The 25,369-nt window shown below is 37.6% G+C and carries 32 protein-coding genes and 1 tRNA gene; 28 read left to right on the top strand and 5 right to left on the bottom strand.

The features are described from left to right. The first annotated feature begins 131 nt into the window (after positions 1-131). The 8 genes from ACZZZK_RS12505 to ACZZZK_RS12470 all read left to right on the top strand — a co-directional run bounded on the left by ACZZZK_RS12505 (position 132) and on the right by ACZZZK_RS12470 (position 2,958). Positions 132-205 (top strand) — tRNA-Asp (locus ACZZZK_RS12505). A gap of 58 nt (positions 206-263) precedes the next feature. Next, positions 264-548 (top strand): GIY-YIG nuclease family protein, encoded by a 285-nt coding sequence (locus tag ACZZZK_RS12500; RefSeq protein ID WP_463484426.1) that lies wholly within the window; start codon positions 264-266, stop codon positions 546-548. A 116-nt stretch (positions 549-664) separates the two neighbouring features. Next, positions 665-940: a GIY-YIG nuclease family protein gene (locus ACZZZK_RS12495; RefSeq protein WP_463484425.1), complete on the top strand. Its 276-nt coding sequence runs from the start codon at positions 665-667 to the stop codon at positions 938-940. Between the two features lie 126 nt (positions 941-1,066). Further along, positions 1,067-1,351: a GIY-YIG nuclease family protein gene (locus tag ACZZZK_RS12490; protein WP_463484424.1), complete on the top strand. Its 285-nt coding sequence runs from the start codon at positions 1,067-1,069 to the stop codon at positions 1,349-1,351. Positions 1,352-1,467: 116 nt separating this feature from the next. Continuing rightward, entirely contained in the window at positions 1,468-1,752 is a 285-nt protein-coding gene (locus tag ACZZZK_RS12485; protein ID WP_463484424.1) for a GIY-YIG nuclease family protein, read from the top strand. Between the two features lie 117 nt (positions 1,753-1,869). Continuing rightward, positions 1,870-2,154: a GIY-YIG nuclease family protein gene (locus ACZZZK_RS12480; RefSeq protein WP_463484424.1), complete on the top strand. Its 285-nt coding sequence runs from the start codon at positions 1,870-1,872 to the stop codon at positions 2,152-2,154. A gap of 118 nt (positions 2,155-2,272) precedes the next feature. Further along, entirely contained in the window at positions 2,273-2,557 is a 285-nt protein-coding gene (locus ACZZZK_RS12475; RefSeq protein ID WP_463484423.1) for a GIY-YIG nuclease family protein, read from the top strand. A 116-nt stretch (positions 2,558-2,673) separates the two neighbouring features. Further along, positions 2,674-2,958 (top strand): GIY-YIG nuclease family protein, encoded by a 285-nt coding sequence (locus tag ACZZZK_RS12470; protein ID WP_463484422.1) that lies wholly within the window; start codon positions 2,674-2,676, stop codon positions 2,956-2,958. Positions 2,959-3,087: 129 nt separating this feature from the next. Here ACZZZK_RS12470 and infC read toward each other — a convergent pair whose 3' ends face one another. From infC to ACZZZK_RS12450, 4 genes are all read right to left on the bottom strand, one after another. After that, entirely contained in the window at positions 3,088-3,657 is a 570-nt protein-coding gene (infC, locus tag ACZZZK_RS12465; protein ID WP_463484421.1) for a translation initiation factor IF-3, read from the bottom strand. A gap of 123 nt (positions 3,658-3,780) precedes the next feature. Beyond that, positions 3,781-4,086 (bottom strand): hypothetical protein, encoded by a 306-nt coding sequence (locus ACZZZK_RS12460; RefSeq protein ID WP_463484420.1) that lies wholly within the window; start codon positions 4,084-4,086, stop codon positions 3,781-3,783. Positions 4,087-4,244: 158 nt separating this feature from the next. Further along, a complete protein-coding gene (locus ACZZZK_RS12455) occupies positions 4,245-5,099 on the bottom strand; it encodes an EamA family transporter (RefSeq protein WP_463484419.1) in 855 nt (284 codons plus the stop codon). A gap of 127 nt (positions 5,100-5,226) precedes the next feature. Then, positions 5,227-5,574, bottom strand: a complete 348-nt coding sequence (locus ACZZZK_RS12450; RefSeq protein ID WP_463484418.1) for a hypothetical protein — start codon at positions 5,572-5,574, stop codon at positions 5,227-5,229. 118 nt (positions 5,575-5,692) lie between these two features. Here ACZZZK_RS12450 and ACZZZK_RS12445 point away from each other — a divergent pair, with 118 nt between their 5' ends. Then, positions 5,693-6,223 (top strand): superoxide dismutase family protein, encoded by a 531-nt coding sequence (locus ACZZZK_RS12445; protein WP_463484417.1) that lies wholly within the window; start codon positions 5,693-5,695, stop codon positions 6,221-6,223. A 93-nt stretch (positions 6,224-6,316) separates the two neighbouring features. Continuing rightward, a complete protein-coding gene (locus ACZZZK_RS12440) occupies positions 6,317-6,847 on the top strand; it encodes an ExbD/TolR family protein (protein ID WP_463484416.1) in 531 nt (176 codons plus the stop codon). Positions 6,848-6,913: 66 nt separating this feature from the next. On the opposite strand, the gene metK is transcribed toward ACZZZK_RS12440, so the two are convergent. Beyond that, positions 6,914-8,200 carry a methionine adenosyltransferase gene (gene metK, locus ACZZZK_RS12435; protein WP_463484415.1) on the bottom strand — a complete coding sequence of 429 codons (1,287 nt, stop codon included), beginning with the start codon at positions 8,198-8,200 and terminating at the stop codon, positions 6,914-6,916. Between the two features lie 204 nt (positions 8,201-8,404). Between metK and ACZZZK_RS12430 the strand changes: the two genes are divergently transcribed. The 18 genes from ACZZZK_RS12430 (at position 8,405) to ACZZZK_RS12345 (ending at position 25,360) form a co-directional block, all read left to right on the top strand. After that, positions 8,405-9,307, top strand: a complete 903-nt coding sequence (locus tag ACZZZK_RS12430) for a diacylglycerol/lipid kinase family protein (protein WP_463484414.1) — start codon at positions 8,405-8,407, stop codon at positions 9,305-9,307. 36 nt (positions 9,308-9,343) lie between these two features. After that, the gene (locus ACZZZK_RS12425; protein WP_463484413.1) at positions 9,344-9,694 is read left to right on the top strand and encodes a translation initiation factor; all 351 of its coding nucleotides are present in this window, start codon (positions 9,344-9,346) and stop codon (positions 9,692-9,694) included. Between the two features lie 298 nt (positions 9,695-9,992). Next, entirely contained in the window at positions 9,993-11,588 is a 1,596-nt protein-coding gene (gene pckA / locus ACZZZK_RS12420) for a phosphoenolpyruvate carboxykinase (ATP) (RefSeq protein WP_463484412.1), read from the top strand. 298 nt (positions 11,589-11,886) lie between these two features. Then, positions 11,887-12,717, top strand: coding sequence for a MotA/TolQ/ExbB proton channel family protein (locus ACZZZK_RS12415; protein WP_056850763.1), 831 nt, complete (start codon positions 11,887-11,889; stop codon positions 12,715-12,717). 74 nt (positions 12,718-12,791) lie between these two features. Beyond that, positions 12,792-13,406, top strand: a complete 615-nt coding sequence (locus tag ACZZZK_RS12410) for a biopolymer transporter ExbD (protein ID WP_056850764.1) — start codon at positions 12,792-12,794, stop codon at positions 13,404-13,406. 3 nt (positions 13,407-13,409) lie between these two features. Continuing rightward, positions 13,410-13,916, top strand: a complete 507-nt coding sequence (locus tag ACZZZK_RS12405) for an ExbD/TolR family protein (RefSeq protein WP_056850765.1) — start codon at positions 13,410-13,412, stop codon at positions 13,914-13,916. 17 nt (positions 13,917-13,933) lie between these two features. Beyond that, entirely contained in the window at positions 13,934-14,755 is an 822-nt protein-coding gene (locus ACZZZK_RS12400) for an energy transducer TonB (RefSeq protein ID WP_056850766.1), read from the top strand. A 240-nt stretch (positions 14,756-14,995) separates the two neighbouring features. Next, on the top strand, positions 14,996-15,898 hold the full coding sequence (locus tag ACZZZK_RS12395; RefSeq protein WP_463484411.1) for a PstS family phosphate ABC transporter substrate-binding protein: 903 nt from the start codon (positions 14,996-14,998) through the stop codon (positions 15,896-15,898). 115 nt (positions 15,899-16,013) lie between these two features. After that, a complete protein-coding gene (locus ACZZZK_RS12390) occupies positions 16,014-17,735 on the top strand; it encodes a tetratricopeptide repeat protein (protein WP_463484410.1) in 1,722 nt (573 codons plus the stop codon). A gap of 82 nt (positions 17,736-17,817) precedes the next feature. Beyond that, positions 17,818-18,189: an NADH-quinone oxidoreductase subunit A gene (locus tag ACZZZK_RS12385; RefSeq protein ID WP_056850770.1), complete on the top strand. Its 372-nt coding sequence runs from the start codon at positions 17,818-17,820 to the stop codon at positions 18,187-18,189. A 228-nt stretch (positions 18,190-18,417) separates the two neighbouring features. After that, positions 18,418-18,960: an NADH-quinone oxidoreductase subunit B gene (locus tag ACZZZK_RS12380; RefSeq protein ID WP_039472971.1), complete on the top strand. Its 543-nt coding sequence runs from the start codon at positions 18,418-18,420 to the stop codon at positions 18,958-18,960. Next, positions 18,960-19,460, top strand: a complete 501-nt coding sequence (locus ACZZZK_RS12375) for an NADH-quinone oxidoreductase subunit C (RefSeq protein WP_463484409.1) — start codon at positions 18,960-18,962, stop codon at positions 19,458-19,460. Before ACZZZK_RS12380 ends, ACZZZK_RS12375 begins: the two co-directional genes overlap by 1 nt. A gap of 5 nt (positions 19,461-19,465) precedes the next feature. Then, on the top strand, positions 19,466-20,680 hold the full coding sequence (locus ACZZZK_RS12370; RefSeq protein WP_265797363.1) for an NADH-quinone oxidoreductase subunit D: 1,215 nt from the start codon (positions 19,466-19,468) through the stop codon (positions 20,678-20,680). Continuing rightward, complete coding sequence (locus ACZZZK_RS12365) at positions 20,673-21,185, top strand: NADH-quinone oxidoreductase subunit NuoE family protein (protein WP_463484408.1); 513 nt, start codon at positions 20,673-20,675, stop codon at positions 21,183-21,185. Before ACZZZK_RS12370 ends, ACZZZK_RS12365 begins: the two co-directional genes overlap by 8 nt. 81 nt (positions 21,186-21,266) lie before the next feature. Then, entirely contained in the window at positions 21,267-22,634 is a 1,368-nt protein-coding gene (gene nuoF / locus ACZZZK_RS12360) for an NADH-quinone oxidoreductase subunit NuoF (RefSeq protein ID WP_056850774.1), read from the top strand. A gap of 172 nt (positions 22,635-22,806) precedes the next feature. After that, a complete protein-coding gene (locus ACZZZK_RS12355; protein ID WP_463484407.1) occupies positions 22,807-23,817 on the top strand; it encodes an NADH-quinone oxidoreductase subunit G in 1,011 nt (336 codons plus the stop codon). Continuing rightward, positions 23,817-24,854, top strand: a complete 1,038-nt coding sequence (gene nuoH / locus ACZZZK_RS12350; RefSeq protein ID WP_463484406.1) for an NADH-quinone oxidoreductase subunit NuoH — start codon at positions 23,817-23,819, stop codon at positions 24,852-24,854. Before ACZZZK_RS12355 ends, nuoH begins: the two co-directional genes overlap by 1 nt. 2 nt (positions 24,855-24,856) lie before the next feature. Next, positions 24,857-25,360: a NuoI/complex I 23 kDa subunit family protein gene (locus tag ACZZZK_RS12345; protein ID WP_010601899.1), complete on the top strand. Its 504-nt coding sequence runs from the start codon at positions 24,857-24,859 to the stop codon at positions 25,358-25,360. Positions 25,361-25,369: the final 9 nt, after the last annotated feature.

The following is a 25,369-nucleotide window of genomic DNA, read 5'->3' as shown; positions in this document are numbered from 1 at the left end:
TATCAAATGAAATTCAGTAGGTTACAGATTTGACTTGCAAAATTTCGTTTAAAATAACGATTAAGTAAATATAGTGCCTATATTTGCATTCCCGCAAGGGAAAGAGGTTCTAACTTTAAAGAGGGACAAAAGGAGTGGTAGTTCAGCTGGTTAGAATGCCTGCCTGTCACGCAGGAGGTCGCGGGTTCGAGTCCCGTCCATTCCGCAGCAAAAGCCTTAACTTGAAAAAGTTGAGGCTTTTTTGTTTTACACCACTATGCTCTATGGCTTTCTATATTCACACTATCCAAAGCTTGAAAGATAATTCTTTTTATAAAGGATTTACTGAAAACCCTAATTCCAGAATCATAGCGCATAATAATGGAGAATCAAAATACACCAGCTTAAAAACTCCTTGGCGTTTTGTCTATCTGGAGGAAATGCCCTCAAAACGAGCGGCATTGATTCGAGAAACAAGTCTGAAAAAATATAGTCACATTCAAATCAGTCAACTTATTAACTCTCCGAAAAATGAACTGTTGGAGATTTTGGGTAGTTCAGCTGGTTAGAATGCCTGCCTGTCATCCCCATAAGATTGGGGACGGGTTCGAGTCCCGTCCATTCCGCAAAAAAAGCCTTAACTTAAAAAGTTAAGGCTTTTTTGTTTCCACACCAATATGCTCCTATGGCTTTCTATATTTACATTATCCAAAGCTTGAAAGATAAATCTTTTTATAGAGGATTCACTGAAAATCCCAAGTCTAGAATCATAGCGCACAATAATAGAGAATCAAAATACACCAGCTCAAAAACTCCTTGGCATTTTGTCTATCTGGAGGAAATGCCGTCAAAACGAGAGGCATTGATTCGAGAAAGAGGTCTGAAAAAATATAGTCACCTTCAAATCAATCAGCTTATTAACTCTCCGAAAAATGAACTGTTGAAGATTTTGGGTAGTTAAGCTGGTTAGAATGCCTGCCTGTCATCCCCAATAAGATTGGGGACGGGTTCGAGTCCCGTCCATTCCGCAAAAAAAGCCTTAACTTAAAAAGTTAAGGCTTTTTTGTTTCCACACCAATATGCTCCTATGGCTTTCTATATTTACATTATCCAAAGCTTGAAAGATAAATCTTTTTATAGAGGATTCACTGAAAATCCCAAGTCTAGAATCATAGCGCACAATAATAGAGAATCAAAATACACCAGCTCAAAAACTCCTTGGCATTTTGTCTATCTGGAGGAAATGCCGTCAAAACGAGAGGCATTGATTCGAGAAAGAGGTCTGAAAAAATATAGTCACCTTCAAATCAATCAACTTATTAACTCTCCAAAAAATGAACTGTTGAAGATTTTGGGTAGTTCAGCTGGTTAGAATGCCTGCCTGTCATCCCCATAAGATTGGGGACGGGTTCGAGTCCCGTCCATTCCGCAAAAAAAGCCTTAACTTAAAAAGTTAAGGCTTTTTTGTTTCCACACCAATATGCTCCTATGGCTTTCTATATTTACATTATCCAAAGCTTGAAAGATAAATCTTTTTATAGAGGATTCACTGAAAATCCCAAGTCTAGAATCATAGCGCACAATAATAGAGAATCAAAATACACCAGCTCAAAAACTCCTTGGCATTTTGTCTATCTGGAGGAAATGCCCTCAAAACGAGAGGCATTGATTCGAGAAAGAGGTCTGAAAAAATATAGTCACCTTCAAATCAATCAGCTTATTAACTCTCCGAAAAATGAACTGTTGAAGATTTTGGGTAGTTCAGCTGGTTAGAATGCCTGCCTGTCATCCCCAATAAGATTGGGGACGGGTTCGAGTCCCGTCCATTCCGCAAAAAAAGCCTTAACTTAAAAAGTTAAGGCTTTTTTGTTTCCACACCAATATGCTCCTATGGCTTTCTATATTTACATTATCCAAAGCTTGAAAGATAAATCTTTTTATAGAGGATTCACTGAAAATCCCAAGTCTAGAATCATAGCGCACAATAATAGAGAATCAAAATACACCAGCTCAAAAACTCCTTGGCATTTTGTCTATCTGGAGGAAATGCCGTCAAAACGAGAGGCATTGATTCGAGAAAGAGGTCTGAAAAAATATAGTCACCTTCAAATCAATCAACTTATTAACTCTCCAAAAAATGAACTGTTGAAGATTTTGGGTAGTTCAGCTGGTTAGAATGCCTGCCTGTCATCCCCAAAAAGATTGGGGACGGGTTCGAGTCCCGTCCATTCCGCAAAAAAAGCCTTAATTTGAAAAAGTTAAGGCTTTTTTGTTTCCACACCCATATGCTCCTATGGCTTTCTATATTTACATTATCCGAAGCTTGAAAGATAATTCTTTTTATAAAGGATCTACTGAAAATCCCAATTCCAGAATCATAGCGCATAATAATGGAGAATCAAAATACACCAGCTCAAAAACTCCTTGGCATTTTGTCTATCTGGAGGAAATGCCCTCAAAACGAGAGGCATTGATTCGAGAAAGAGGTCTGAAAAAATATAGTCACCTTCAAATCAATCAGCTTATTAACTCTCCGAAAAATGAACTGTTGAAGATTTTGGGTAGTTCAGCTGGTTAGAATGCCTGCCTGTCATCCCCAAAAAGATTGGGGACGGGTTCGAGTCCCGTCCATTCCGCAACAGAAGCCTTAACTTGAAAACGTTGAGGCTTTTTTGTTTCACACCAATATGCTCTATGGCTTTCTATATTTACATTATCCAAAGCTTGAAAGATAATTCTTTTTATAAAGGATTTACTGAAAATCCCAATTCCAGAATCATAGCGCATAATAATGGAGAATCAAAATACACTAGCTTAAAAACTCCTTGGCGTTTTGTCTATCTGGAGGAAATGCCCTCAAAACGAGAGGCATTGATTCGAGAAAGAGGTCTGAAAAAATATAGTCACCTTCAAATCAATCAGCTTATTAACTCTCCGAAAAATGAACTGTTGAAGATTTTGGGTAGTTCAGCTGGTTAGAATGCCTGCCTGTCATCCCCAAAAAGATTGGGGACGGGTTCGAGTCCCGTCCATTCCGCAAAAAAAGCCTTAACTTGAAAAAGTTAAGGCTTTCTCGTTTCCAAGCTATTGTAAAGAAGAGCGAACGCTCTATTTCTTGCCGGCTTTTGGAGCCAGTGTTAAAAACATTCTTTTGCCCTCCAGTTTCGGTAGCAATTCTACCTTTCCAACATCTTCAAGACCCTGTGCAAATTTTAGTAATAATATTTCACCTTGATCTTTATAAACAATAGATCGACCTTTAAAATGAACAAAGGCCCTAACCTTTTCGCCGCTTTCTAGAAATGAAATGGCATGCTTCAGTTTAAACTGAAAATCATGGTCATCTGTATTAGGACCGAATCTGATATCTTTTATAATGGTTTGTTTTGCTTTGGCCTTGATTTCTTTTTGCTTTTTCTTTTGTTCGTAAAGAAACTTGCTGTAATCAATAATGCGGCAAACTGGCGGACTGGCGTTAGGTGATATTTCAACCAGATCTAGATCCTGCTCTTTAGCTAATGCTAAAGCTGTTTCCAATGGATAAATGTTTGTTTCAACATTATCTCCTGTTAACCTTACTTCAGGCGAAGTAATGTATTGGTTAATTTTATGTTCTGCTTCTTTTTTTCTGAAGGGCAAGCGTGGCCCCCTGTAAAATCCTGCTTTTTTTAATGCCAAATTTGAAAATTTTTAGTTTAAAATTAGTTATTTGAGTTCCCATTTTTAGGATCTTCTTTAAGATACGATAATTTGAGAGCAAAAACGACTTCAAGCTTAATGATGACGTTGATGCGACTTTAATTATGAGAGATTTATAGCCGTGTCGGTTTGATTCGAAGGCGAGCTTTCCATTCTTAAAGCTTCGTAAGTAATAATAATAAAGCCAGATAGTAGTAAAACCAAAGCGATATATCGAATCGCTTTTTCCATTTTTTTAGTATTAACCATTCTATCCGAACAGGTAAATTCTGCCAGGCCTGCAACTTGTTTTCTTTGATACTTACGTTTAATCGCAATGATAAATAATGCGGTTCCGAAAATGAATAATACGATACCCATAATCAGAGGCATCGTAATAAAATGATATGCTTCTTGTGTATTAACCATACATAATAGACACACCCTGATAGAAAAAGTTTAAATTTTATAGCAAATCTTATATTTACAAGAGTAAACTTAGGCTACTTAGCATACGCAAATCACTCCACATTTATCGACTTTGTTAAGTGTATGAATGTTAATTTGCATTACGCTCGTAGGGTAATTTATATTTCCGCCGTTTTTTTTGCGGTAAGTGAAGACCCTGCTGAAGCGATAACAACGCAGGCAACTGCTGCACATTCTACCACCGTTAGGTATTCTTGTAGAAAGACAAAAGCTGCAAGCGAAGCCATTGCTGGCTCCAAACTCATAAGAATACTAAAAGTTCTTGGAGGTAAGTGCTTTAGTGCAGTAATTTCGAGTGTAAAAGGTATAGCGCTTGAAAGTAAAGCAAGCGCAGCGCCCAGCGCCAATAATTTAGGGTTGACGTGATTTAGGCCTCCTCCCGCAAACCCAAATGGCAGGATAAGAATAGTTGCGAATAACATGCCTACGGCTACGGCTTCACCACCTTTCATTATCTTTGAAATTCTACCGCCTAATAAAATATAGGCCGCCCAGAAAGCGCCTGCAAGTAGCGCAAGTAATACACCGATTAAATCTAATCCTTTATCAGTCCAAGGTGCAATCAGGGCAATCCCCACTGCCGCTAAAATGACCCAGATAAAATCGACAGCTTTTTTGGAGCTAAATATTGCTAAAACTAGTGGGCCAACAAACTCTAGTGTTACGCCAAGGCCAATTGGAATGCGCTCTATAGCAAAGTAAAATACCATATTCATTGCACCAAGAGAAAGGCCATATAAAATTACATATTTCCATTGCTTAGCATTCAGCTCACTCAGTTTTGGACGAAAAGCAACAAGTAAAATAATGGCAGATAGACCTATTCTCAGTGAAGCAGTTGCAGCAGCTCCGATTTCCGGAAAAAGTCCTTTTGCTATCGCCGCACCACATTGTACACTAATTATGGCCAATAAAACTGCAGGAATCGGCGGAATGATAAATTTGCTTTTCATCAGAAATGATAAATAAGCGGCAAAAATACATATTATAGAAAGAGAAATTACATCATGCTTAAAGCATATTAATAAAAAGGCACGAATGATATCATTCGTGCCTAGTCAAGTAATTTAAAATAGCTTTTTAGCTTAACAACTCTTGCTCATCCCTGTTTTCAGTGGGAATTTTCTTAAGAAAATCATCAAAACCTGGGCCTGAATTATCGGAATAGGTACCATAAGCATCTAAAATGTATCCTATATTTTTATCCTTATCTTCTAATAAATAAAGTACTGAATTGTCTCCTGGATCGGAGTCTCCCTCAAATCTATAAGTTTTTACTATTGTCAGATCTTCTGGTTTATAAATCCTGCCAAGCGATTTGCTTTGCATTTTACCATGATCAGACATCTTTAACTCGTTATCTTTTCCTTTCAGCCTCAACTTTTCTAAAATTTGACTCAAAGTATTCATTGCAATTGGCCGTTCCATAATTATATGATTTTATACTTCTTAAACATGTGGCTTCTTAAATGGTTTTAATGTGTTCAGTTTTTTAATCAAACCAAATGATTGCCAATCTGTTTCATATAAAACTAAATTTAAAAGGATGAAAAAATATTTCTTAGGATTAGCGATTGCTAGTATCGCATTATTGAGTGCTTGTGGTCAGAAAGAAAGCAAACTTGCTACAGCAAACCTAGCCGAAACTGCAGATCCGTCAAAAAGCATTGGCACCGCTACCTTTTACGGGTTAAGTGATGGGAAAATTAAAATGGATTTAGAGTTGAAATTTGCTTCAAGAGCAGATAGTAACGTTGCGGTGCATTTTCATGAGCATGGAGATTGTGGAGATATGGGAGAGAATACTCACGGGCACTGGAATCCAACCAAGGAAAACCACGGCAAGTGGGATTCAGGTGCATTCCATAGTGGTGATATAGGCAATATAAAATTGGATTCGAAAGGAGAAGCAAAGATTTCGATCACTACAGATCGTTGGAGTGTGCAAGATGGCGATGTTAAAAATATTATAGGAAGAGGTATTATTGTTCACGGAGGAACAGACGATTATAAAACACAGCCTACAGGTAATTCCGGACCGAGAGTGGGTTGTGGTGTAATTGAAGCAGTTAAGTAATACGCTTCACCAGTTCTTTAAAGCGATTAATTTTTAATCGCTTTTTTTATGTAATCTTTATCCGGTTGTCATCATCATTAAAAACCTAAACTTATGGCAACTTTAAACGAAACAACAAATGGCAAGCCTGCTAAAGGAAGAGCCAAAAAAGCAGCACCGAGAGTCGATTTAACTGCAATGGTCGATCTCATGTTTTTGCTAACCACATTTTTTATGTTAACCACGTCGTTGGGTACATTGAATGCTGCAGATGTAGCCAAACCGGATGAGTGTGCTGGCTGTACAATGGATTATCCTGCTTCACGAACGATGACGGTTTTACTTGGGAAAAACAATCAGGCAGTAAGTTATCTGGGCACAGCTGAAGCATCAATCATGACAATTTCTTCTATTGATGATCTTCAGAAAGAAATAGTGGCGAATAAATTTAAAGTGGCCAAAGTGCATGGAGATGATGCATCAAAATACATGATTGTGATTATCAAGCCAACTAAAACTGCTAAATTTCAAGATTTTGTTGATGCAATTGACGAAATGAAGATTGCTGATATTAAGTCTTACAGTATCGACGATAAAAATATATTAAAACAAGAAGCAGATTTTTTAAAATCGAAAGGTTTATAGTAAGCCTCAAAGCAAAAAAGCTTCCCGTTGATGATTACGGGAAGCTTTTTTTATATTTCTGTCGAATTAGATTCCAAATGCAGTTTTAACCTGATCTACATAATCCAATTTCTCCCAGGTAAACAGTTCAACACTAACGGTTTTTTCTTCACCGTAAGGGTTTTTAAAAGTTTTACTTACAGTTTCTGGAGTTCTGCCCATGTGCCCATAAGCAGCTGTTTCGCTATAAATCGGGTTTCTTAATTTCAAACGTTGCTCAATGAAATAAGGACGCATATCAAAAATTTCTTCTACTTTCTTGCTTATTTCGCCATCAGTTAGGCCAACTTTTGCAGTTCCGTAAGTTACTACGTTAATTGAAGTCGGTTTTGCAACACCGATAGCGTAAGAAACCTGAACCAACACTTCATCGCATAAACCAGCAGCAACAAGATTTTTTGCAATATGACGTGTAGCATAAGCAGCACTTCTATCTACCTTACTTGGGTCTTTGCCAGAAAAAGCGCCACCACCGTGAGCACCTTTACCACCATAAGTATCTACAATAATTTTTCGGCCAGTTAACCCTGTATCACCGTGTGGACCGCCAATTACAAACACTCCAGTCGGATTGATGTGGTAAGTGATATCATCATTAAATAAATGAGCGTATTGAGGATATTTAGCTTTGATTCGCGGAATTAAAATGGAAACCAAATCACTTTTAATTTTGGTCAACATTTCTTCGTTGGCAGCGTCTTTATCAGCTTTGGATTCAGAGTTAGGCTTAACAAAATCGTCATGCTGTGTAGAAATCACAATGGCGTCGATGCGCTGAGGTTGGTTATCGTCAGAATATTCTAAAGTTACCTGCGATTTTGCATCTGGGCGTAAGTAGCTGATTTCTGAATTCTCTCTTCTTAAATTGGCTAATTCTCTCAATAAAGCGTGAGACAAATCAAGCGCCAATGGCATATAATTTTCAGTTTCGTTTGTAGCATAACCAAACATCATTCCCTGGTCGCCAGCGCCCTGCTCTTCTTTACTACTTCTGTCTACCCCTTGGTTAATATCTTGCGATTGTTCGTGAATGGCAGATAGAATACCGCATGAATTCGCTTCGAACATGTATTCGCTTTTTGTATAACCAATTTTTTTGATCACATCACGGGCAATCTGTTGAACATCTAAATAGGTTTTTGATTTTACCTCTCCAGCTAAAATTACTTGCCCGGTAGTTACTAAAGTTTCACAAGCTACTTTAGATTCTGCGTCGAATGCTAAGAAATTATCAATTAGTGCATCCGAAATTTGATCGGCAATTTTATCTGGATGACCTTCAGATACAGATTCTGATGTAAATAAATACGACATTTATTAAATATTATTAGTGAAAAATAAACAAAATTAATAATTGCCAAAACCCCTTGAAAACAGGTTTGTTATGATTGGAAGGAGGCATTAGCAATTTTTTTAAGTGGTTGCAATCCGGTCCCGACGATCGGGATAGCAAATCAATCCACTTTTAATGCCTGCAAAATTAGCATATTTTCTTTATTTCAAAAATTATAGATTATTTTGTACGCTCATTCTTACACTTTGCACACAAAGAACAATATACTTTTCATCATTAACCCTATTTCTGGTGGAAAGGGAAAGCTGCGTATTCCTGATTTTATCGATAAGTATCTTGATAAAGAAAAGTTTAATGCAAATTTCGTATTCACAGAATATGTAGGTCATGCTTCGGAACTGGCAGATGAGGCCGCATCCAAAAATTTCGACGTGATTGTTGCTGCTGGGGGCGATGGTACCATTAATGAAGTGGCCACCAAAGTTCTAAAACATAACATCACATTGGGCGTTCTGCCGCTTGGTTCTGGAAATGGATTGGCTCGCTTTTTAAATATTCCTAAAAACCTGCGCCACGCAATACTGGCAATTAATGCATTTAAAGTAGATAAAATCGATACTGCTGAATTCAATAACAAATGTTTCTTTAATTTAGCAGGGATGGGTTTTGATGCACATTTGAGCTCGGCTTTCTCACGAGATAAAAAACGTGGCCTTGCCGGATATGTTAAACTGGGGTTTCAAGAGGTTTTCAACTACAAGCCAGAACAATATTTAATTGATATTGATGGCAAGAAATATAGCAGAAAAGCATTTGCAGTTAGTATCGCAAATTCTTCGCAATATGGTAACGATGTTTACATATCGCCCAATGCATCAGTAAAAGATGGTTTGCTCGATGTTTGCATTATTAAGCCTTTTTCTATATTAAAACTACCCATGTTAAGCTACATCATGCTAAAAGGTACGGCAGAAACTTCTGATATGATCGAGATTATACGCGGAAAGAACATCAAAATTACAAGAGAACACGCCGGGCCAGTTCATGTTGATGGCGAACCCCTACAAATGAACGCCGATATTGAAGTGAGTATAAACCCACTTTCTTTAAAAGTTATAGTTCCTTAGTTTTACAAAATTTCCATTACTTTCTACCTTTGTATAATGAAACCAAAAAAAAATAGCCTGAGTGATCTTGGTGGAATCATGTATTCTACAAATCCGGAATTCGAATATGAAGAGGAAGTAGATGATACAGTAACCTCACCAAATAACCAGCAAGATTTACGCGTAATGCTCGATAAGAAAAATAGGGGAGGAAAGGCAGTAACGCTTGTCACCGGTTTTAAAGGCAAAACAGAAGATCTGGAGGTTTTAGGTAAAATGCTAAAAACTAAATGCGGTGTCGGTGGATCTGTAAAAGATGGTGAAATTATGATCCAGGGCGACGTGCGAGATAAGATAATGGCTATTCTTCAAAAGGACGGTTACAAGGTAAAAAAAGCTGGTGGTTAATTTAGTAGAAAACCCTAACTACTAAAACTGGAACATAAATATCATTTAAATGGTTCGGTTAATCCGTCGTCTTGAATTTCTCCCAGCGAAGCAATCTGAATCATCCATTCCTGTGTGCAAACTTACATCTTAGTGTATTTTTTCATTTTTTTTGATGCTTAAAAATTGAATTTAAAACATTGTAGATAAGACAGTTAACTAATAGTGTAATTGCTACAATATGTAAATAATTACTTAAAAATACTAGTTTATTTCATCAATTAGTCTTTACCTTTGCCTCACTAACTAACTTATTGTTATGAGCAAAAAGAAACTGCATGCGCCAGATTTAAGCTATTTAAATCTAGGCGAAAACAATGCTGTAAAGTACCAATTATCTCCAATGGAATTAATTGATGAAGCCTTATTAAATAAAGAGGGCGAATTGGCATCATCTGGCGCATTAGCTGTTGATACTGGCAAGTTTACCGGGCGTTCTCCTAAAGACAGATTTATCGTGAACGACGATATCACTGAAAGCACGGTTTGGTGGGGTGACGTAAATATCAAAATTAGTCCCGCGAATTTTGATCAATTGTTTGCCAAAATCACAAGCTATCTGAAAGATAAAAAAATCTACGTTCGTGATGCTTCCGCATGTGCCGACCCTGATTACTCCATTTCTATTAGGGTAGTGACAGAAACAGCTTATCAAAATCTTTTTGCGAACAACCTTTTTTTAAGACCAGAAATTGATGATTTAGGATCTACCCCTGAATGGACAATTATTGCAGCGCCTGGCTTCTTAGCAGATCCAATGGTAGATGGCACGCGGCAAGAAAATTTCTCCATTATCAATTTCACTAAAAAGATGATTTTAGTTGGCGGAAGTGGATATACTGGAGAGATTAAAAAAGGAATTTTCTCTGTTTTAAACTTCATCCTCCCAATCTATAGAAATACACTTCCAATGCACTGCTCGGCAAATGTGGGTAAGGATGGCGATACCGCAATATTTTTTGGCCTTTCGGGAACGGGTAAAACTACGTTATCGGCTGATCCTGAGAGAGGACTGATAGGCGATGATGAGCATGGCTGGGGAAATGATTCTGTCTTCAACTTTGAAGGAGGTTGTTATGCTAAATGTGTAGATTTAACAGAAGAGAAAGAACCACAAATATATAAAGCGATAAAATTCGGAGCACTTTTAGAAAATATAAACTTCTTTAGTAATACCAAAGAGGTAGATTTTTCAAATATTCAGAAAACAGAAAATACGAGAGTGGCTTATCCGATTGATTTTATTGACAATGCAATTTTGCCATCAATCGCATCTGTTCCAAAAAACATATTTTTCTTAACAGCTGATGCTTTTGGTGTGCTGCCACCAATCTCGAAGTTAAATGTTGAGCAGGCCATGTTTCATTTTATGAGCGGCTACACGGCTAAGGTGGCAGGAACGGAGGCGGGTATTACCGAGCCCCAACTCACATTTTCAGCTTGTTTTGGTAAGGCTTTTCTTCCATTGCACCCTTCAAAATATGCGGCGTTATTGGGCGAAAAAATGAAAGCCCATAAAGTGAACGTTTGGCTAGTGAACACGGGTTGGAGCGGCGGACCGTATGGCGTTGGAAAGCGAATGAAATTAAGTTATACCAGAGCAATGATTTCTGCTGCTTTGAACGGAGGTTTAGATCATAACCACTACAAAACGCACCATGTTTTTAAATTAATGATTCCTTTACATTGCCCTAACGTTCCCGATGAAATATTAGATCCATCAAAAACATGGAGCAACCAGGAAGAATACTTTTTAAAAGCTTATGAACTCGCAAATGCTTTTGCAGATAATTTCAAGCAGTTTGAACAACCCAAAGTGTCAAAACTACACCAAGAAGAGTTAAAAGTGTGCTAATTTGTGTTTAAAATACATTTTTTGGGCAAAAAATTTGCAATTAGGTTTTTTTTTAGTTTTTATTGTGAAAGAATTGCCTCTAGCTGGGGCAATTCTTTTGTTATACGCCTATGGTGGTTACCGTAAACTAAATCTTAAGTAACGATTTAATTGTTTATTGATTTATTAATTTGTAATTTAAAATCAATTTATAAATTTGTTTTTCGCAACAAAATCAGATAACAATCGTTGTGTGTAGTACAAAAGTAAAAACAGCAAAAAATTAAAAACAAGAACTAAAACTAAAAATTAAAAAAAAATGGCAAACGCACCAAAACCAACAACTGTTAAAAAAGAGAGCTCTTCAAGTGCTTCAAATGTTTTTGCAACATTAGTAATTCCAATTTGTATTGTAATCGGCTTTATCATTTGGAGATTTGTATTAGGAGATCCATCAAACTTTATCGACAATAACAACGAAAATTTACCATTACCAAACAACTATCCAGGTACAGCTTATAAAGGTGGTCCAATCGTAGCGATCTTAATCGGTTTATTATTAACTACGATCGTTTTCTCTATCGAGCGTTTAATCGTTATTGGTAAAGCAAGCGGTAAATCAAGCTTAGATACTTTTATCATTAAAGTTAAAGGTTTATTAAACGCTGGTAACATCGAAGCTGCAAAAGCAGAATGTGATAAACAACAAGGATCTGTTGCTAACGTAATCAAATCTGGTTTGAAAAAATATAGCGAAGTTGAAGCTGACACTAACTTAGATGTTGAGCAATCAATTGTTGCCATCCAAAAAGAAGTTGAAGAAGCTACAGCTTTAGAAATGCCAATGTTAGAGCAAAACTTAACCATCATTGCTACTTTGGTATCAATCGGTACTTTGATCGGTTTATTAGGTACAGTAACAGGTATGATCCGTGCATTCGCCGGTTTAGCAAACTCTGGTGCTCCAGATCAATCAGCATTAGCGGTAGGTATCTCTGAGGCACTAATCAACACAATGACTGGTATCGGTGTATCTACATTAGCGATTATCATGTACAACGTGTTAACTTCAAAAATTGATAAGTTAACGTATGCTATTGATGAGGCTGGTTTCAGCATCGTTCAAACTTACGCTAGCTCGCATAAATAATATTTTGAAAATATTTTTACCGGCTTTATGGAAAACCGGAAAAAAGATCATCATTATTAAAAAGTAAAAATATTATGCCTAGAATTAAAGTTAAAAGAACCAGTACAGTAACAGATATGACCGCCATGTGCGACGTAGCTGCACTGTTACTTACGTTCTTCATATTAACTGCTACGGCGAAACAACCTGAACCATTAGCGGTATCCACTCCTTCATCAACGTATGAATTTAAGGTACCCGCTGAGAACAATGCAATTTTAACCATTGGTCAGGGTAAGGTTTTTTTCGAGGTTGCAGGTCAGAAAGTTAAGGCTAGAACCTTAGAGTTGATTGGTCAACAGTATAACATTACATTTTCTCCTGAAGAAATTAAAAAGTTTTCTTTAGTTGCATCATTCGGTGTTCCTGTATCAAGTCTAAAATCGTTTCTTGCACTTGATGGAGGTGAGCGTATGAAGCCGGGAGTACAAAATGGAATTCCGACAGATTCAACTGATAATCAGTTAAACTCATGGGTACTACAAGCCCGTACTGCAACTGCAGAGGTTAATTCTCAACCAATGCGTGTAAGTATCAAAGGAGATTCAAAAGAAGAATATCCGGTAGTTAAAAAAATTGTGGATGTATTGCAGAAGCAAAAGGTAAACAAATTCTTATTGGTTACAAACGCTGAAGCTAGAAGAAAATAAGAAATGGCAGAATTAAACACAGGCGGGAAGAAAGCCACGCCAAGAGTCGATATGACGCCGATGGTAGATTTGATGTTCCTTTTGGTGACATTCTTTATCTTGACAACTTCAATTTCTACGCCACAGGCAATGGATATTGTGAAGCCAGATAAAGATGATAACAATAAGGACAATAGATTGGAACTGAAAGCTTCTAAAACCATGACTATTTTATTAGGTAAAAACGATAAGGTAGCTTGGTATATGGGAGAAGCTGGTGCAACAGCTCCAACTTTTGAAAATTTATCACAAGTTGAAAAATCGATTATCGACAACAGAAAAACAGCAGATGCATCTGGTGTAAAAGGAGAATTTGTGGTATTGGTTAAACCAACCAGCGGTTCTAACTTCAAAAACTTTGTTGATATCATGGATGAATTAGAAATATTGAAGGTAAAAGTTCGTCAGATTGATGATGACAATATCTTAGATAACGAAAAAGAAGCTATGAAAGCTCAAGGTATTTTATAATTGTTAAATCAGTAACCATGTCAAAGTTAGATATTTTAAGAAGTCAGTGGATTGAAGTGGTTTTTGAAGGTAAAAACAAAAACTACGGCGCTTACCAGTTGCGTAAAACCAACGGGTCCAATACCACTCGGGCATTGATTATTGGTTCAATAGTATTTCTTGCATTATTCTTCGCTCCTAAAATCTACGGCCTTATCAAAGGTTCAATGGATACGGAAGAGAAAGTTGAAAAAGCAAAAGAGGTAATTATTGCTCCACCGCCCCCAGTAAATCCAGAAACACCACCGCCGCCACCGGTAGAGCCACCGCCACCAAAAGTGGATCAGGTAAAAATGCCACCTCCAATCGTAAAGCCAGATGAGCAAGTACGTGATGAGGAACCACCAACGGTTGAGAAATTAAAAGAAGCTGATCCAGGTCAGCGTGATATCAAAGGTGATCCAACTGCTGATATCGTAATTGCTGAGCCAGTAGGTGAGGGCCCGAAAAGAGAAGCTGCTGTTGCGGTTGATGATAACAAAGTTTATGACTTCGTTAGTATAGAGAAACAACCAGAATTCCCGGGAGGTATTTCTAAGTTTTACGGTTATTTAAGTAAAGCAATTAAATACCCGCCAATGGCACAAGAAAACAACGTTCAGGGTAAAGTATTTTTATCTTTCGTTGTAGAGAAGGACGGTAAGTTAACTGATATTACAGTTACCCGCGGTTTGGGTAGTGGTACTGATGAAGAAGCTATCCGTGTACTAAAGGCAAGTCCGCGTTGGAACCCAGGTATTCAAAATGGTAAGCCTGTAAGGGTAAAATACAACATCAACGTTAACTTTACATTGAACTAATTAGTAAATGTTAAATTTTGATATTTTTAAGCAAAAATCGCCTAAACAGCGGTTTTTGCTCATTTTAGGCCTAGTCACCTTCGTGCTTTATGTAGTGATGGGTCTAGCATTTATCTTCTGGGAGCCACTGGCAATCAGGTTTAATTTTATTCCAGCCTGGGGAAGAATAGCCATTGGTATCTTTTTAATCTTTTATGCTTTCATCAGGCTTTTAAGTTTGGGGAGACGAGACTAAGACACATGAAAAACATTCTTTATCTATTTATTGTACTGGGTTTACTTTCTTGCAAGAGAAAAGATAAACCAGCCGACGTGAAGGAAACACGTACAAGCGGTACATTAAGAATTCTTGTAGACGAAAGTGTTAGCCCAATTATAAAGGAGCAGATTAATATTTTTAGTTTGGATTATCCAGATGCAAAATTTGAGCTAACCGTAAAACCCGAGGAGAAAATCATCCCTGCATTTCTAAACGATAGTGTTCGGGTAATTGTGATGCCTAGGTTACTCACTAAAGCGGAAGAAAAATACTATACACAAAGAGGAATAAGAATTAATTCTACAAGATTTGCAGTTGATGGAATAGCATTAATTACAAATAAAGACAATATTGATAGCACAATTACCGTTAAAGAAGTTGTTGATATTTTACAAGGTAAGGGTTCTGGAAAAAAATTGGTCTTTGATAACGCTTATTCAAGTACCTTTCAATACCTTAAGCAGTTGGCTAATATAAGTCAGTTCCCAGCTCAAGGTGTTTACTCAAAAAGTTCTAGCGCAGACGTGATTAAACTTATTGCAGAAGATAAAACTTTTATTGGTATTTTAGGCGTTGATTGGGTTTCTGATAAGAATACGCAATTAGTACAATATCTATCTAAGGTAAAAATGCTAGGTGTTAAAAACCTTAAAGGTAAGCCAGGTGATGATAAGTTTTATCAACCCACTCAGGATAATCTTATTAATGGTGTTTATCCATTCTTGAGAAATGTGAACATAATAGATTGTGAGGGAAGAGATGGTTTAGGCACAGGATTTGCAACGTGGTTAAGAAGTCAGAGAGGTCAATTGATTGTACTTAAATCAGGACTCGGTCCGCACAAGTTAATGCCAAGACAAATTAATCTGACAAACGGAAAATAAACTAATAAATTGAACCACGAAGTTGTAAAAACACTTCATTTAACTAAAATGGAATATCCGATATATAAGACATTTAACAAGCTTATATATCACTATTAAAAAACAATAAAGAACTATGAAAATTTCAAAGAAAGCAATAACCTTAAATCTAGGTTTGGTGTTGATGGGTTCTGCAGTTTTTGCTCAAAATTTAAATGACGCGAAAAAAGCCATTGACGCTGAACAGTACCAGAAAGCATCATCAATGTTAAAATCATTGGTGAGCTCACAAGCATCAAACGGTGAAAATTATTATAATCTCGGTTTGGTTTATTTAAAAACTGGTTACATAGATTCGGCTCGTGCGGTATTTACCAAGGGTGTTACAGCAGATCCAAAAAATAATTTAAACTTAATTGGTTTAGGCGAGGCAGATATGTTATCAAACAATCCGTCTTCTGCAAAAAGTAATTTTGATAAAGCGGTTGTTTTAGCCCCAAAAGATTACAAAACTTATTTGTATATCGGTAAAGCTTATTTAGCTCAAGATAAACCGAGTGATGATATATCTAAACCAGATTATACTAATGCATTGGCCAATATCAACAAAGCTGATGAATTGGATTCGAAAGATAAAGATGCTGAAATCTTTTTAGCGCAAGGTGATGCTTATGCATTGCAGAAAAAGAATTCTGAAGCATTAGGTCCATACTTCCGTGTAAATGACATCGATCCGACCAATCGTAGAGCAAAAACTCAGATTGGTAAAATGTATAAAGAATCGAGAGCATTTCCAGAAGGTGAAAAAGAATTACAGGATGTAATTGCTGCTGATCCAAATTATGGTCCTGCTTACCGTGAATTAGGCGAGCTTTACCTACAATGGAGTAGCTTTGGTACCGATCAGGAAAAAGCAAAAAAAGGAATTGAGAACTATAAAAAATACATGGATTTAACTGATAAATCTTTAGAATCTCAGTTGCGTTATGCTCAGTTCTTATTTTATGCTAAAGATTATCCTACTTTAGAGCAAGTTGCCTCATCTATTCAGGCGCCTGCAGGAAGTGCAAAAGCAGCTGTTGTTGATAGAATGAAAGGTTGGGCGGCTTATGAGAATAAGAACTACCCTGCAGCTTTAACTAGCATGACATCTTTCTTTGCCAAGGAAAAAGACACAACCAAAATTTTAGGTAACGATTATCTTTATTTAGGTAAAGCACAGTTACAAGCTGGCCAAGATAGTTTAGCTTTAAACAATATCATCAAAGCGACAAGAGTAGATTCAGCTAACGCTGATGCGCTATCAGAAGCTGCTGCTGCATTATATAAAGCAAAGAAATATGCTAAATCGGCAGATGTTTACGAATTAGCCGCTAAATATAATCCAAATGGTAAAGGGTCTCTTTATAACTATTTATATATCGGTATAAACAGATTCTTAGAATCTTATTATTTGAAAAAAGATAAAAAGCCATTGAATATCGAAGGTTTAGTTAGAGCTGATACGGCGTTGGGTCAATTATCAAAAGCTTCACCTGATTTTGCTTTAGCATATTTTTACCGAGCTAGAATCAACGACTATATCGATCAGACTAAAAATGGCGAATCAACAAAAGGCTTGATGATTCCTTATTATGAAAAATATGTTACGTTAGTTAAGCCAGAAGAACAAGCTTCTGCGAAAACTAACTTAATTGAATCATACAGATTATTAGGTGCATGGTATGCTGATAAAGACAAGCCAAAAGCAATTGATTATCTTAACAAGTGTTTAGCATTGGATCCTGCAGATACATATGCAAGTGCGAAACTAAAGGAATTAAGTGGAGTAGCAGCACCAAAAGGAAAAGGTAAGTAATTAACAAGTTAAATAATTTAGAAAAGGCAGAGTTTGGTTACTCTGCCTTTTTCTTTTACTTTTGCATCAGAAAATAAAGATTATGCAAGCGCAAAGTACCTCGATAGATTTTTTACCGATAATATTTCAAGTAATCGTAGCCCTGGGTTTTGTGGTTACCACCTTGGTGGCAACACACTTTTTAGGTCCAAAACGTAAAACGCTTGATAAATTGGAAACATTCGAAGCAGGTGTTAAATCTGTGGGTAATGCTCGTCAACCGTTTTCGATTAAATATTTTGTTGTGGCAATCTTATTTGTGCTTTTTGATATTGAAGTTATCTTTATGTATCCTTGGGCAGTGAATTTTAGAGCGCTAAGAATGGACGGAATGATTGAGATGTTCATCTTTATGGGCACCTTGTTATTGGGTTTCATCTACGTGATCAAAAAGAAAGTATTAGACTGGAACTAGTCGGTTCGCAGTTACCAGCAGAAAATTGCAGTTAATAGTCCTCGATTTAAAAACTATAAATTGAAAGTTGCTAATTGCAAAACTGAATGTGTATCACTCACACTAACCAATAGGAATTTTAATTATTTAGAAAGGTTCTAAATCAAGTTAAGCTAGTTTGATTGCCTTTAAAATATTGTAAATTTGTTGCTCATTCTGCAAAGGGATGAGCATTTTTTGTTTATAAACATGAGTGAAATTAATATAGTTGATGCGCCTCCAGGAACCGAAGGACCTGGGTACTTTGCCACTTCGTTAGATAAAGTGATAGGTTTGGCTCGTTCAAATTCATTATGGCCTTTACCGTTCGCCACTTCGTGTTGCGGAATTGAGTTTATGGCAACCATGGGTTCTCACTACGATTTAGGTCGTTTCGGTGCAGAACGTTTGAGTTTTTCTCCTCGTCAAGCCGATGTTTTAATGGTTATGGGTACCATCGCTAAAAAGATGGCGCCGGTGTTAAAGCAAGTTTATATCCAAATGGCTGAGCCACGTTGGGTAATGGCAGTTGGAGCTTGTGCAAGTAGTGGGGGTATTTTCGATACTTATTCTGTTTTGCAAGGTATTGATGAAGTAATCCCTGTGGATGTTTACGTTCCGGGTTGCCCACCAAGACCAGAAGCTATTTTAGACGGTTTCCAACGCATCCAGGATTTAGTAAAAAATGAATCTGGAAGAAGAAGAAATTCTGATTATTACAAAGAACTTTTAGGTCAATACGGCATTAAATAATGGAAGAAACGACGCTGAATAACGACATCCACGTTAAGCTAACCGAAAAGTTTGGTGAGAAAATTACCGCCGTTTCTGAGCCTTATGGTTTATTAACCTTCGTAACCTACAAAGATGTTATCGTAAATGTACTTTCACATCTTAAAGAAGAGTTAAAATTCAATTTCCTTACTGATATTACAGCTGTTCATTATCCTGGTAAAGACCATGGTATTGCTGTTGTCTATCATCTGCATAACATGGTAGAAAAAGTGCGGATTAGAATTAAAGTTTTCATTTCTGAGCAAAATCCTACCATACCAACGGCGACAAAAATTTGGAAAGGTGCGAACTGGATGGAACGAGAAACCTACGATTTATTCGGGGTTAAGTTTGAAGGTCATCCCGATTTACGCCGTATTTTGAATATGGATGATTTGGGCGTGCACCCAATGTTGAAGCAATATCCATTGGAAGACCCGAACCGAGTTGATAAAAAAGATGAATTTTTTGGAAGGTAATTTATATGAATCATAACCATCCGGTATATACAGATAACGACCCGCAAAGTGAGCTGGTGACCTTAAACTTAGGTCCAACACACCCTGCAACACATGGTGTTTTTCAAAACGTTTTGCAGTTAGATGGCGAGCGTATTGTAAGCGGAGTTTCTACAATTGGGTATATCCACCGTGCTTTCGAAAAGATTGCCGAGCATCGCCCTTTCTATCAAATTACACCATTAACCGACCGTTTAAATTATTGCTCATCGCCAATTAACAATATGGGATGGCACATGACGGTTGAAAAGTTGTTAAATATCCAGATGCCTAAACGCGTAGATTATCTTCGCGTGATTGTGATGGAGCTTTCGCGTATTGCCGATCACATTATCTGTAATACGATTATCGGTCAGGATACCGGAGCAACAACTACTTTCCTTTACCTTTTCCAATTCCGTGAGCATATTTACGAAATTTTCGAAGAGGTATGCGGTGCCCGCTTAACAACTAACATTGGCCGTATTGGTGGTTTCGAAAGAGATTTCAATGAAGTGGCCTTTGCGAAGATTAATAAATTTTTAAAAGAGTTTCCAGTTGCTTTGAAAGAGTTCGAAAATCTTTTAACCCGTAACCGGATTTTCATTGATAGAACAGCTGGTGTTGCGGAAGTAACTCAAGAGGCTGCTTTGGAGTATAGCTGGACTGGCCCACTTTTACGTGCGACGGGTATAGATTATGATGTTCGTGTAAGCGACCCGTATTCTTCGTATCAAGACTTCGATTTTGAGGTTCCGGTTGGAACAAGTGGTGATATTTATGACAGATATTTGGTTCGTAACGAAGAAATGTGGCAAAGTTTGCGCATCATCGAACAAGCCATTGTGAAGCTGAAAACAGAGCCAAAAGGTATTTTTCATGCCGACGTTCCTGAATTTTATCTTCCTCCGAAACAAGAAGTTTATAACAATATGGAGGCATTAATTTACCATTTCAAAATTGTGATGGGAGAAATTGATGCACCAAAAGCAGAAGTTTATCATGCTGTAGAAGGTGGAAATGGTGAATTAGGTTTCTATTTAATTAATGATGGAGGCCGTACACCATATCGTTTACACTTCCGCAGGCCAAGTTTTATAAATTACCAAATGTTTGCACCAATGAGCGAAGGCATGTTATTGTCTGATGCCATTATCAACATGAGTAGTATGAATATTATTGCAGGAGAATTAGATGCTTAAAGTAGAAGAACAAACACCTGTAGTGTTCTCATCAGAATTGCTTGCCAAATTTGATGATGTTAAAAGTCGTTATCCTGTGGGTAAGGAAAAATCAGCTTTGCTGCCATTATTGCATTTAGTACAAGCAGAATTTCTTTGGGTTCCTACATCTGCGATGGATCAAGTTGCTGAATATTTAAACATTCAACCGATTGAAGTTTACGAGGTAGCAACTTTTTACACCATGTATTTCTTAAAACCTCAAGGCAAATATGCTTTGGATGTTTGCCGTACTGGTCCTTGTTGTTTAGTTGGCGCCGAAAAAATATTAGACCACTTAGAAAATAAGTTGGGCGTTAAAGAAGGTGAAGTTACCGCAGATGGTTTATTCAGCTTTAGAGGAGTTGAGTGTTTAGCTGCCTGTGGTTTTGGTCCGGTACTGCAAATTAGCCCGGAATATACTTTCTACGAAAACTTAACTATTGAAAGTGTAGATAAACTGATTGAAGATTTGAAAAATAAATAAGATTTGAGAAACTAGATATGAGATATGAGAATTGGCAATTAGTCTAAAATCTCAAGTCTCACATCTCACATCTAAAAAACAATGAGTCGCAAATTATTACTTGAGCATATAAACGTACCAGGCATCAATACACTTGAGGTCTATCGCCAAAAAGGCGGGTACCGTGCTGTGGAAAAAGCCCTTAAAACTTTAACACCTGAAGAGATTGTTGAAGAAGTAAAGAAATCAGGCTTACGTGGTCGTGGTGGTGCGGGTTTCCCAACGGGAATGAAATGGAGCTTTTTGGCTAAACCAGAAGGTGTTGCCCGTTATTTGGTTTGCAACGCCGATGAGTCTGAGCCAGGAACTTTCAAAGACCGTTATCTAATGACTTATATTCCTCATGCTTTAATTGAGGGAATGATTGTATCTAGTTTTGCCTTGGGGGCAAAAGTTTCATACATCTACGTTCGTGGAGAAATGATGCCTCAGATCCGTATTTTGGAAAAGGCAATTGCGGAGGCAAAAGCTGCTGGATTGTTAGGTAAAAACATTTTAGGAACAGGTTACGATTTAGAATTATATGTTCAGCCGGGTGGTGGCGCTTACATTTGTGGTGAAGAAACTGCATTGTTAGAATCACTTGAAGGAAAAAGAGGTAATCCAAGAATTAAACCACCATTCCCTGCAATTGCAGGTTTATATGGTTGTCCAACGGTAGTAAATAACGTAGAGTCGATTGCTGCAGTGGTACCAATTATCAATGATGGTGGTGATGAGTATGCAAAAATAGGTATCGGTAGAAGTACAGGTACAAAATTAATATCAGCGTCTGGTAACTTAGTTAAACCAGGTGTTTATGAAATCGAATTAGGCTTACCAGTTGAAGAATTTATTTATTCTGATGAATACTGCGGTGGTATTGCAAATGGCAAGAAGTTAAAAGCAACGGTTGCAGGTGGTTCATCTGTTCCGGTTTTGCCTGCTAATTTAACTTTGAAGTTAGCCAATGGCGAACCTCGTTTAATGAGTTACGAATCTTTATCAGAGGGCGGATTTGCTACCGGAACCATGATGGGTTCGGGCGGTTTTATCGCTTTTGATGAAGATCAATGTATCGTTCGCAATACCTGGAATTTCACTCGTTTCTATCATCACGAAAGTTGCGGACAATGTTCGCCTTGCCGTGAAGGTACTGGATGGATGGAGAAGGTATTGCACAAAATCGAGCATGGCCATGGTTCAATGGATGATGTAGATTTACTTTGGGATATTCAACGTAAAATTGAAGGAAATACGATTTGTCCATTAGGAGATGCGGCAGCCTGGCCAGTGGCGAGTGCCATCCGTCATTTCAGAGATGAGTTTGAATGGCACATTAAAGAGCCGGTTAAGAGTCAGCAGCAAAATTATGGTTTAGCAAACTACGCTACCCCGATAGAAAAAGCTCCGGTAACGGAAGAAAAGTAGACAGACAAGTGAGGAGATTGATTCTTGGAGACGAGAATTAATGCGATATTTTAAGCACCGCGTTGTTGCGAGAAACGAAGCAATCCTAATGCAATGCGTACAAAATAGGAAAGATTGCTTCGTGCCTCGCAATGACGGCATAAAGCAAAAAAAATAAAGATTATCATTAACCATGAGTGAAAAAGTTAAGGTTACGATAGACGGGATAACAGTAGAGGTTGATAACGGAACCACTATCCTAAATGCTGCAAGGCAAATTGGAGGTGATATTGTTCCGCCAGCAATGTGCTATTATTCTAAGTTAGAAGGCAGTGGTGGTAAATGCCGTACCTGTATTGTTAAGGTAACAAAAGGTTCGGAAAAAGACCCACGCCCAATGCCTAAATTGGTTGCATCTTGCCGTACAACAGTAATGGATGGTATGGAAGTGCTTAATATTACTTCACCAGAAGTTCTAGAAGCACGTGCAGGTGTGGTGGAAATTTTATTGATAAACCACCCTTTAGATTGCCCGGTTTGCGATCAGGCTGGAGAATGTGATTTACAAAATTTAGGTTACGAGCACGGATTGCAGAAAACACGTTACGAGTTTGAGCGTCGCACTTTCGAACGTATCGATATTGGTGATAAAATCCAGTTGCATATGAATCGTTGTATTCTGTGTTATCGTTGTGTTTTTACTGCTGATCAAATTACAAATAAACGCGTTCATGGAATTTTAAACCGTGGCGACCATTCAGAAATTTCTACCTATATTCAGCATGCGGTTGATAACGATTTCTCGGGGAATGTCATCGATGTTTGCCCTGTGGGCGCTTTAACTGATAAAACCTTCCGTTTCAAAAACCGTGTTTGGTTTACTAAACCAGTTGATGCGCATCGCGATTGCGACCATGAAAAGTGCAATGGTAAAGTAACGCTTTGGTACAAAGGAGAAGATGTTTTACGTGTTACTGCCCGTAAAGACAAATTTGGCGAAGTGGAAGAGTTTATCTGCAACACATGTCGTTTCGATAAAAAAGCAACATCAGATTGGGTTATCGAACAACCTACTCACATTGATGATACTTCGGTAATTGCATCAAACCATTACGAAACATTGAAACCTTTGCATGTTATTCAGCCAAATCAGGCGTTACAAGCTGCAAATGAAATTGAATTACATAAAACAGTTAAATACTAATGGATACAGGTTTTATCATTGAAAAATTTATTCTGGTTGCCGTAATTTTCGGTATCAGTTTGGTAATTGCCATGTATTCTACCTATGCAGAGCGTAAGGTGGCTGCATATCTTCAAGATCGTTTAGGTCCGGATAGAGCTGGTCCTTTTGGTATTCTGCAACCTTTAGCCGATGGTGTGAAGATGTTTATGAAGGAAGAAATTATTCCAACAACATCAAACAAATGGCTATTTATTGTTGGGCCAGGTTTGGCCTTACTTTGTGCTTGTATTGGTACAGCGGTTATTCCATGGGGTAGCCCAATGGAAATTGGCGGTAAAGTTGTGCCGCTTCAAGTTGCCGATATCAACGTTGGTGTTTTATACATTTTCGGCGTGGTTTCTTTGGGCGTTTATGGCGTAATGATTGGCGGCTGGGCATCAAACAACAAATATTCCTTGTTAAGTGCTATTCGTGCCGCATCGCAAAATATCAGTTATGAAATTGCAATGGGGTTATCTATCATCGCTTTGCTTTTGATGACAAACACTTTAAGTCTTAAAGAAATTGTTGATCAGCAGCATGGCTGGCGTTGGAATGTTTTATATCAGCCACTTGGATTTTTGATCTTTATGGTATGTTCTTTTGCTGAAACCAATCGTGCGCCTTTCGATTTGCCAGAGTGTGAAACTGAGCTAATTGGTGGTTATCATACCGAATACTCGTCAATGAAGTTAGGTTTTTACCTTTTTGCCGAATACATTAATATGTTTGTTTCGTCGGCAGTAATGGCAACTTTATATTTCGGTGGCTACAACTATCCTGGAATGGATTACATGGCAACTTTGCTTGGTCCGACTTGGGCGCCATTATTTGGTGTTGGAGTATTCTTTGTGAAAATCGTTTTCTTCATCTTTTTCTTTATGTGGGTACGGTGGACAATCCCTCGCTTCCGTTACGATCAATTGATGAATTTAGGTTGGAAAGGTTTAATACCTTTGGCCATTGCCAACATTATAATAACTGGGGTTGTGATTGCGATTATAGAGAAGTTTTAATTATGGAATCATTAAGTAACAAGAAAAAAGTACTGGAACAGAAGCCTTTAAGCTTCATGGAACGTATGTACCTACCTGCAATTGCAAAGGGTATGGGCATCACCATCAGCCACTTATTCAAAAAAGAGGCTACAGTAAGATATCCGGAAGTAGAACGCGAATTTTCTGCAAACTTCCGAGGAATGCATTCCCTGAAGCGTGATGAGAATGGAAAAGAACGTTGTACAGCTTGTGGTTTATGTGCACTGTCTTGCCCTGCGGAAGCAATTACCATGATTGCGGCCGAACGCAAGCCAGAAGAAAAACATTTGTACCGTGAGGAAAAATATGCAGCGACTTATGAAATCAACATGTTGCGTTGCATTTTTTGTGGATTATGTGAAGAGGCTTGTCCGAAAGAGGCAATTTATTTAGACGGACCAATTGTACCAGCTGATTATTTACGTAAGGATTTTATTTACGGAAAAGACAAATTGGTTGAGGCTCCGTTAGAGATGAAAAAATAATAGTTGTCA

It is taken from the genome of Pedobacter sp. AC163, from assembly GCF_979258665.1.
This window is presented reverse-complemented; position numbering and strand designations above follow the sequence as displayed.

What these genes read in the sequence shown, in the direction of transcription:
- ACZZZK_RS12500 (WP_463484426.1), top strand. Translation starts at nt 264, where the DNA reads ATGGCTTTCTATATTCACACTATCCAAAGCTTGAAAGATAATTCTTTT.
- ACZZZK_RS12495 (WP_463484425.1), top strand. Translation starts at nt 665, where the DNA reads ATGGCTTTCTATATTTACATTATCCAAAGCTTGAAAGATAAATCTTTT.
- ACZZZK_RS12490 (WP_463484424.1), top strand. Translation starts at nt 1,067, where the DNA reads ATGGCTTTCTATATTTACATTATCCAAAGCTTGAAAGATAAATCTTTT.
- ACZZZK_RS12485 (WP_463484424.1), top strand. Translation starts at nt 1,468, where the DNA reads ATGGCTTTCTATATTTACATTATCCAAAGCTTGAAAGATAAATCTTTT.
- ACZZZK_RS12480 (WP_463484424.1), top strand. Translation starts at nt 1,870, where the DNA reads ATGGCTTTCTATATTTACATTATCCAAAGCTTGAAAGATAAATCTTTT.
- ACZZZK_RS12475 (WP_463484423.1), top strand. Translation starts at nt 2,273, where the DNA reads ATGGCTTTCTATATTTACATTATCCGAAGCTTGAAAGATAATTCTTTT.
- ACZZZK_RS12470 (WP_463484422.1), top strand. Translation starts at nt 2,674, where the DNA reads ATGGCTTTCTATATTTACATTATCCAAAGCTTGAAAGATAATTCTTTT.
- ACZZZK_RS12460 (WP_463484420.1), bottom strand. Translation starts at nt 4,086, where the DNA reads ATGGTTAATACACAAGAAGCATATCATTTTATTACGATGCCTCTGATT.
- ACZZZK_RS12455 (WP_463484419.1), bottom strand. Translation starts at nt 5,099, where the DNA reads ATGAAAAGCAAATTTATCATTCCGCCGATTCCTGCAGTTTTATTGGCC.
- ACZZZK_RS12450 (WP_463484418.1), bottom strand. Translation starts at nt 5,574, where the DNA reads ATGGAACGGCCAATTGCAATGAATACTTTGAGTCAAATTTTAGAAAAG.
- ACZZZK_RS12445 (WP_463484417.1), top strand. Translation starts at nt 5,693, where the DNA reads ATGAAAAAATATTTCTTAGGATTAGCGATTGCTAGTATCGCATTATTG.
- ACZZZK_RS12440 (WP_463484416.1), top strand. Translation starts at nt 6,317, where the DNA reads ATGGCAACTTTAAACGAAACAACAAATGGCAAGCCTGCTAAAGGAAGA.
- metK (WP_463484415.1), bottom strand. Translation starts at nt 8,200, where the DNA reads ATGTCGTATTTATTTACATCAGAATCTGTATCTGAAGGTCATCCAGAT.
- ACZZZK_RS12425 (WP_463484413.1), top strand. Translation starts at nt 9,344, where the DNA reads ATGAAACCAAAAAAAAATAGCCTGAGTGATCTTGGTGGAATCATGTAT.
- pckA (WP_463484412.1), top strand. Translation starts at nt 9,993, where the DNA reads ATGAGCAAAAAGAAACTGCATGCGCCAGATTTAAGCTATTTAAATCTA.
- ACZZZK_RS12415 (WP_056850763.1), top strand. Translation starts at nt 11,887, where the DNA reads ATGGCAAACGCACCAAAACCAACAACTGTTAAAAAAGAGAGCTCTTCA.
- ACZZZK_RS12410 (WP_056850764.1), top strand. Translation starts at nt 12,792, where the DNA reads ATGCCTAGAATTAAAGTTAAAAGAACCAGTACAGTAACAGATATGACC.
- ACZZZK_RS12405 (WP_056850765.1), top strand. Translation starts at nt 13,410, where the DNA reads ATGGCAGAATTAAACACAGGCGGGAAGAAAGCCACGCCAAGAGTCGAT.
- ACZZZK_RS12400 (WP_056850766.1), top strand. Translation starts at nt 13,934, where the DNA reads ATGTCAAAGTTAGATATTTTAAGAAGTCAGTGGATTGAAGTGGTTTTT.
- ACZZZK_RS12395 (WP_463484411.1), top strand. Translation starts at nt 14,996, where the DNA reads ATGAAAAACATTCTTTATCTATTTATTGTACTGGGTTTACTTTCTTGC.
- ACZZZK_RS12390 (WP_463484410.1), top strand. Translation starts at nt 16,014, where the DNA reads ATGAAAATTTCAAAGAAAGCAATAACCTTAAATCTAGGTTTGGTGTTG.
- ACZZZK_RS12385 (WP_056850770.1), top strand. Translation starts at nt 17,818, where the DNA reads ATGCAAGCGCAAAGTACCTCGATAGATTTTTTACCGATAATATTTCAA.
- ACZZZK_RS12380 (WP_039472971.1), top strand. Translation starts at nt 18,418, where the DNA reads ATGAGTGAAATTAATATAGTTGATGCGCCTCCAGGAACCGAAGGACCT.
- ACZZZK_RS12375 (WP_463484409.1), top strand. Translation starts at nt 18,960, where the DNA reads ATGGAAGAAACGACGCTGAATAACGACATCCACGTTAAGCTAACCGAA.
- ACZZZK_RS12370 (WP_265797363.1), top strand. Translation starts at nt 19,466, where the DNA reads ATGAATCATAACCATCCGGTATATACAGATAACGACCCGCAAAGTGAG.
- ACZZZK_RS12365 (WP_463484408.1), top strand. Translation starts at nt 20,673, where the DNA reads ATGCTTAAAGTAGAAGAACAAACACCTGTAGTGTTCTCATCAGAATTG.
- nuoF (WP_056850774.1), top strand. Translation starts at nt 21,267, where the DNA reads ATGAGTCGCAAATTATTACTTGAGCATATAAACGTACCAGGCATCAAT.
- ACZZZK_RS12355 (WP_463484407.1), top strand. Translation starts at nt 22,807, where the DNA reads ATGAGTGAAAAAGTTAAGGTTACGATAGACGGGATAACAGTAGAGGTT.
- nuoH (WP_463484406.1), top strand. Translation starts at nt 23,817, where the DNA reads ATGGATACAGGTTTTATCATTGAAAAATTTATTCTGGTTGCCGTAATT.
- ACZZZK_RS12345 (WP_010601899.1), top strand. Translation starts at nt 24,857, where the DNA reads ATGGAATCATTAAGTAACAAGAAAAAAGTACTGGAACAGAAGCCTTTA.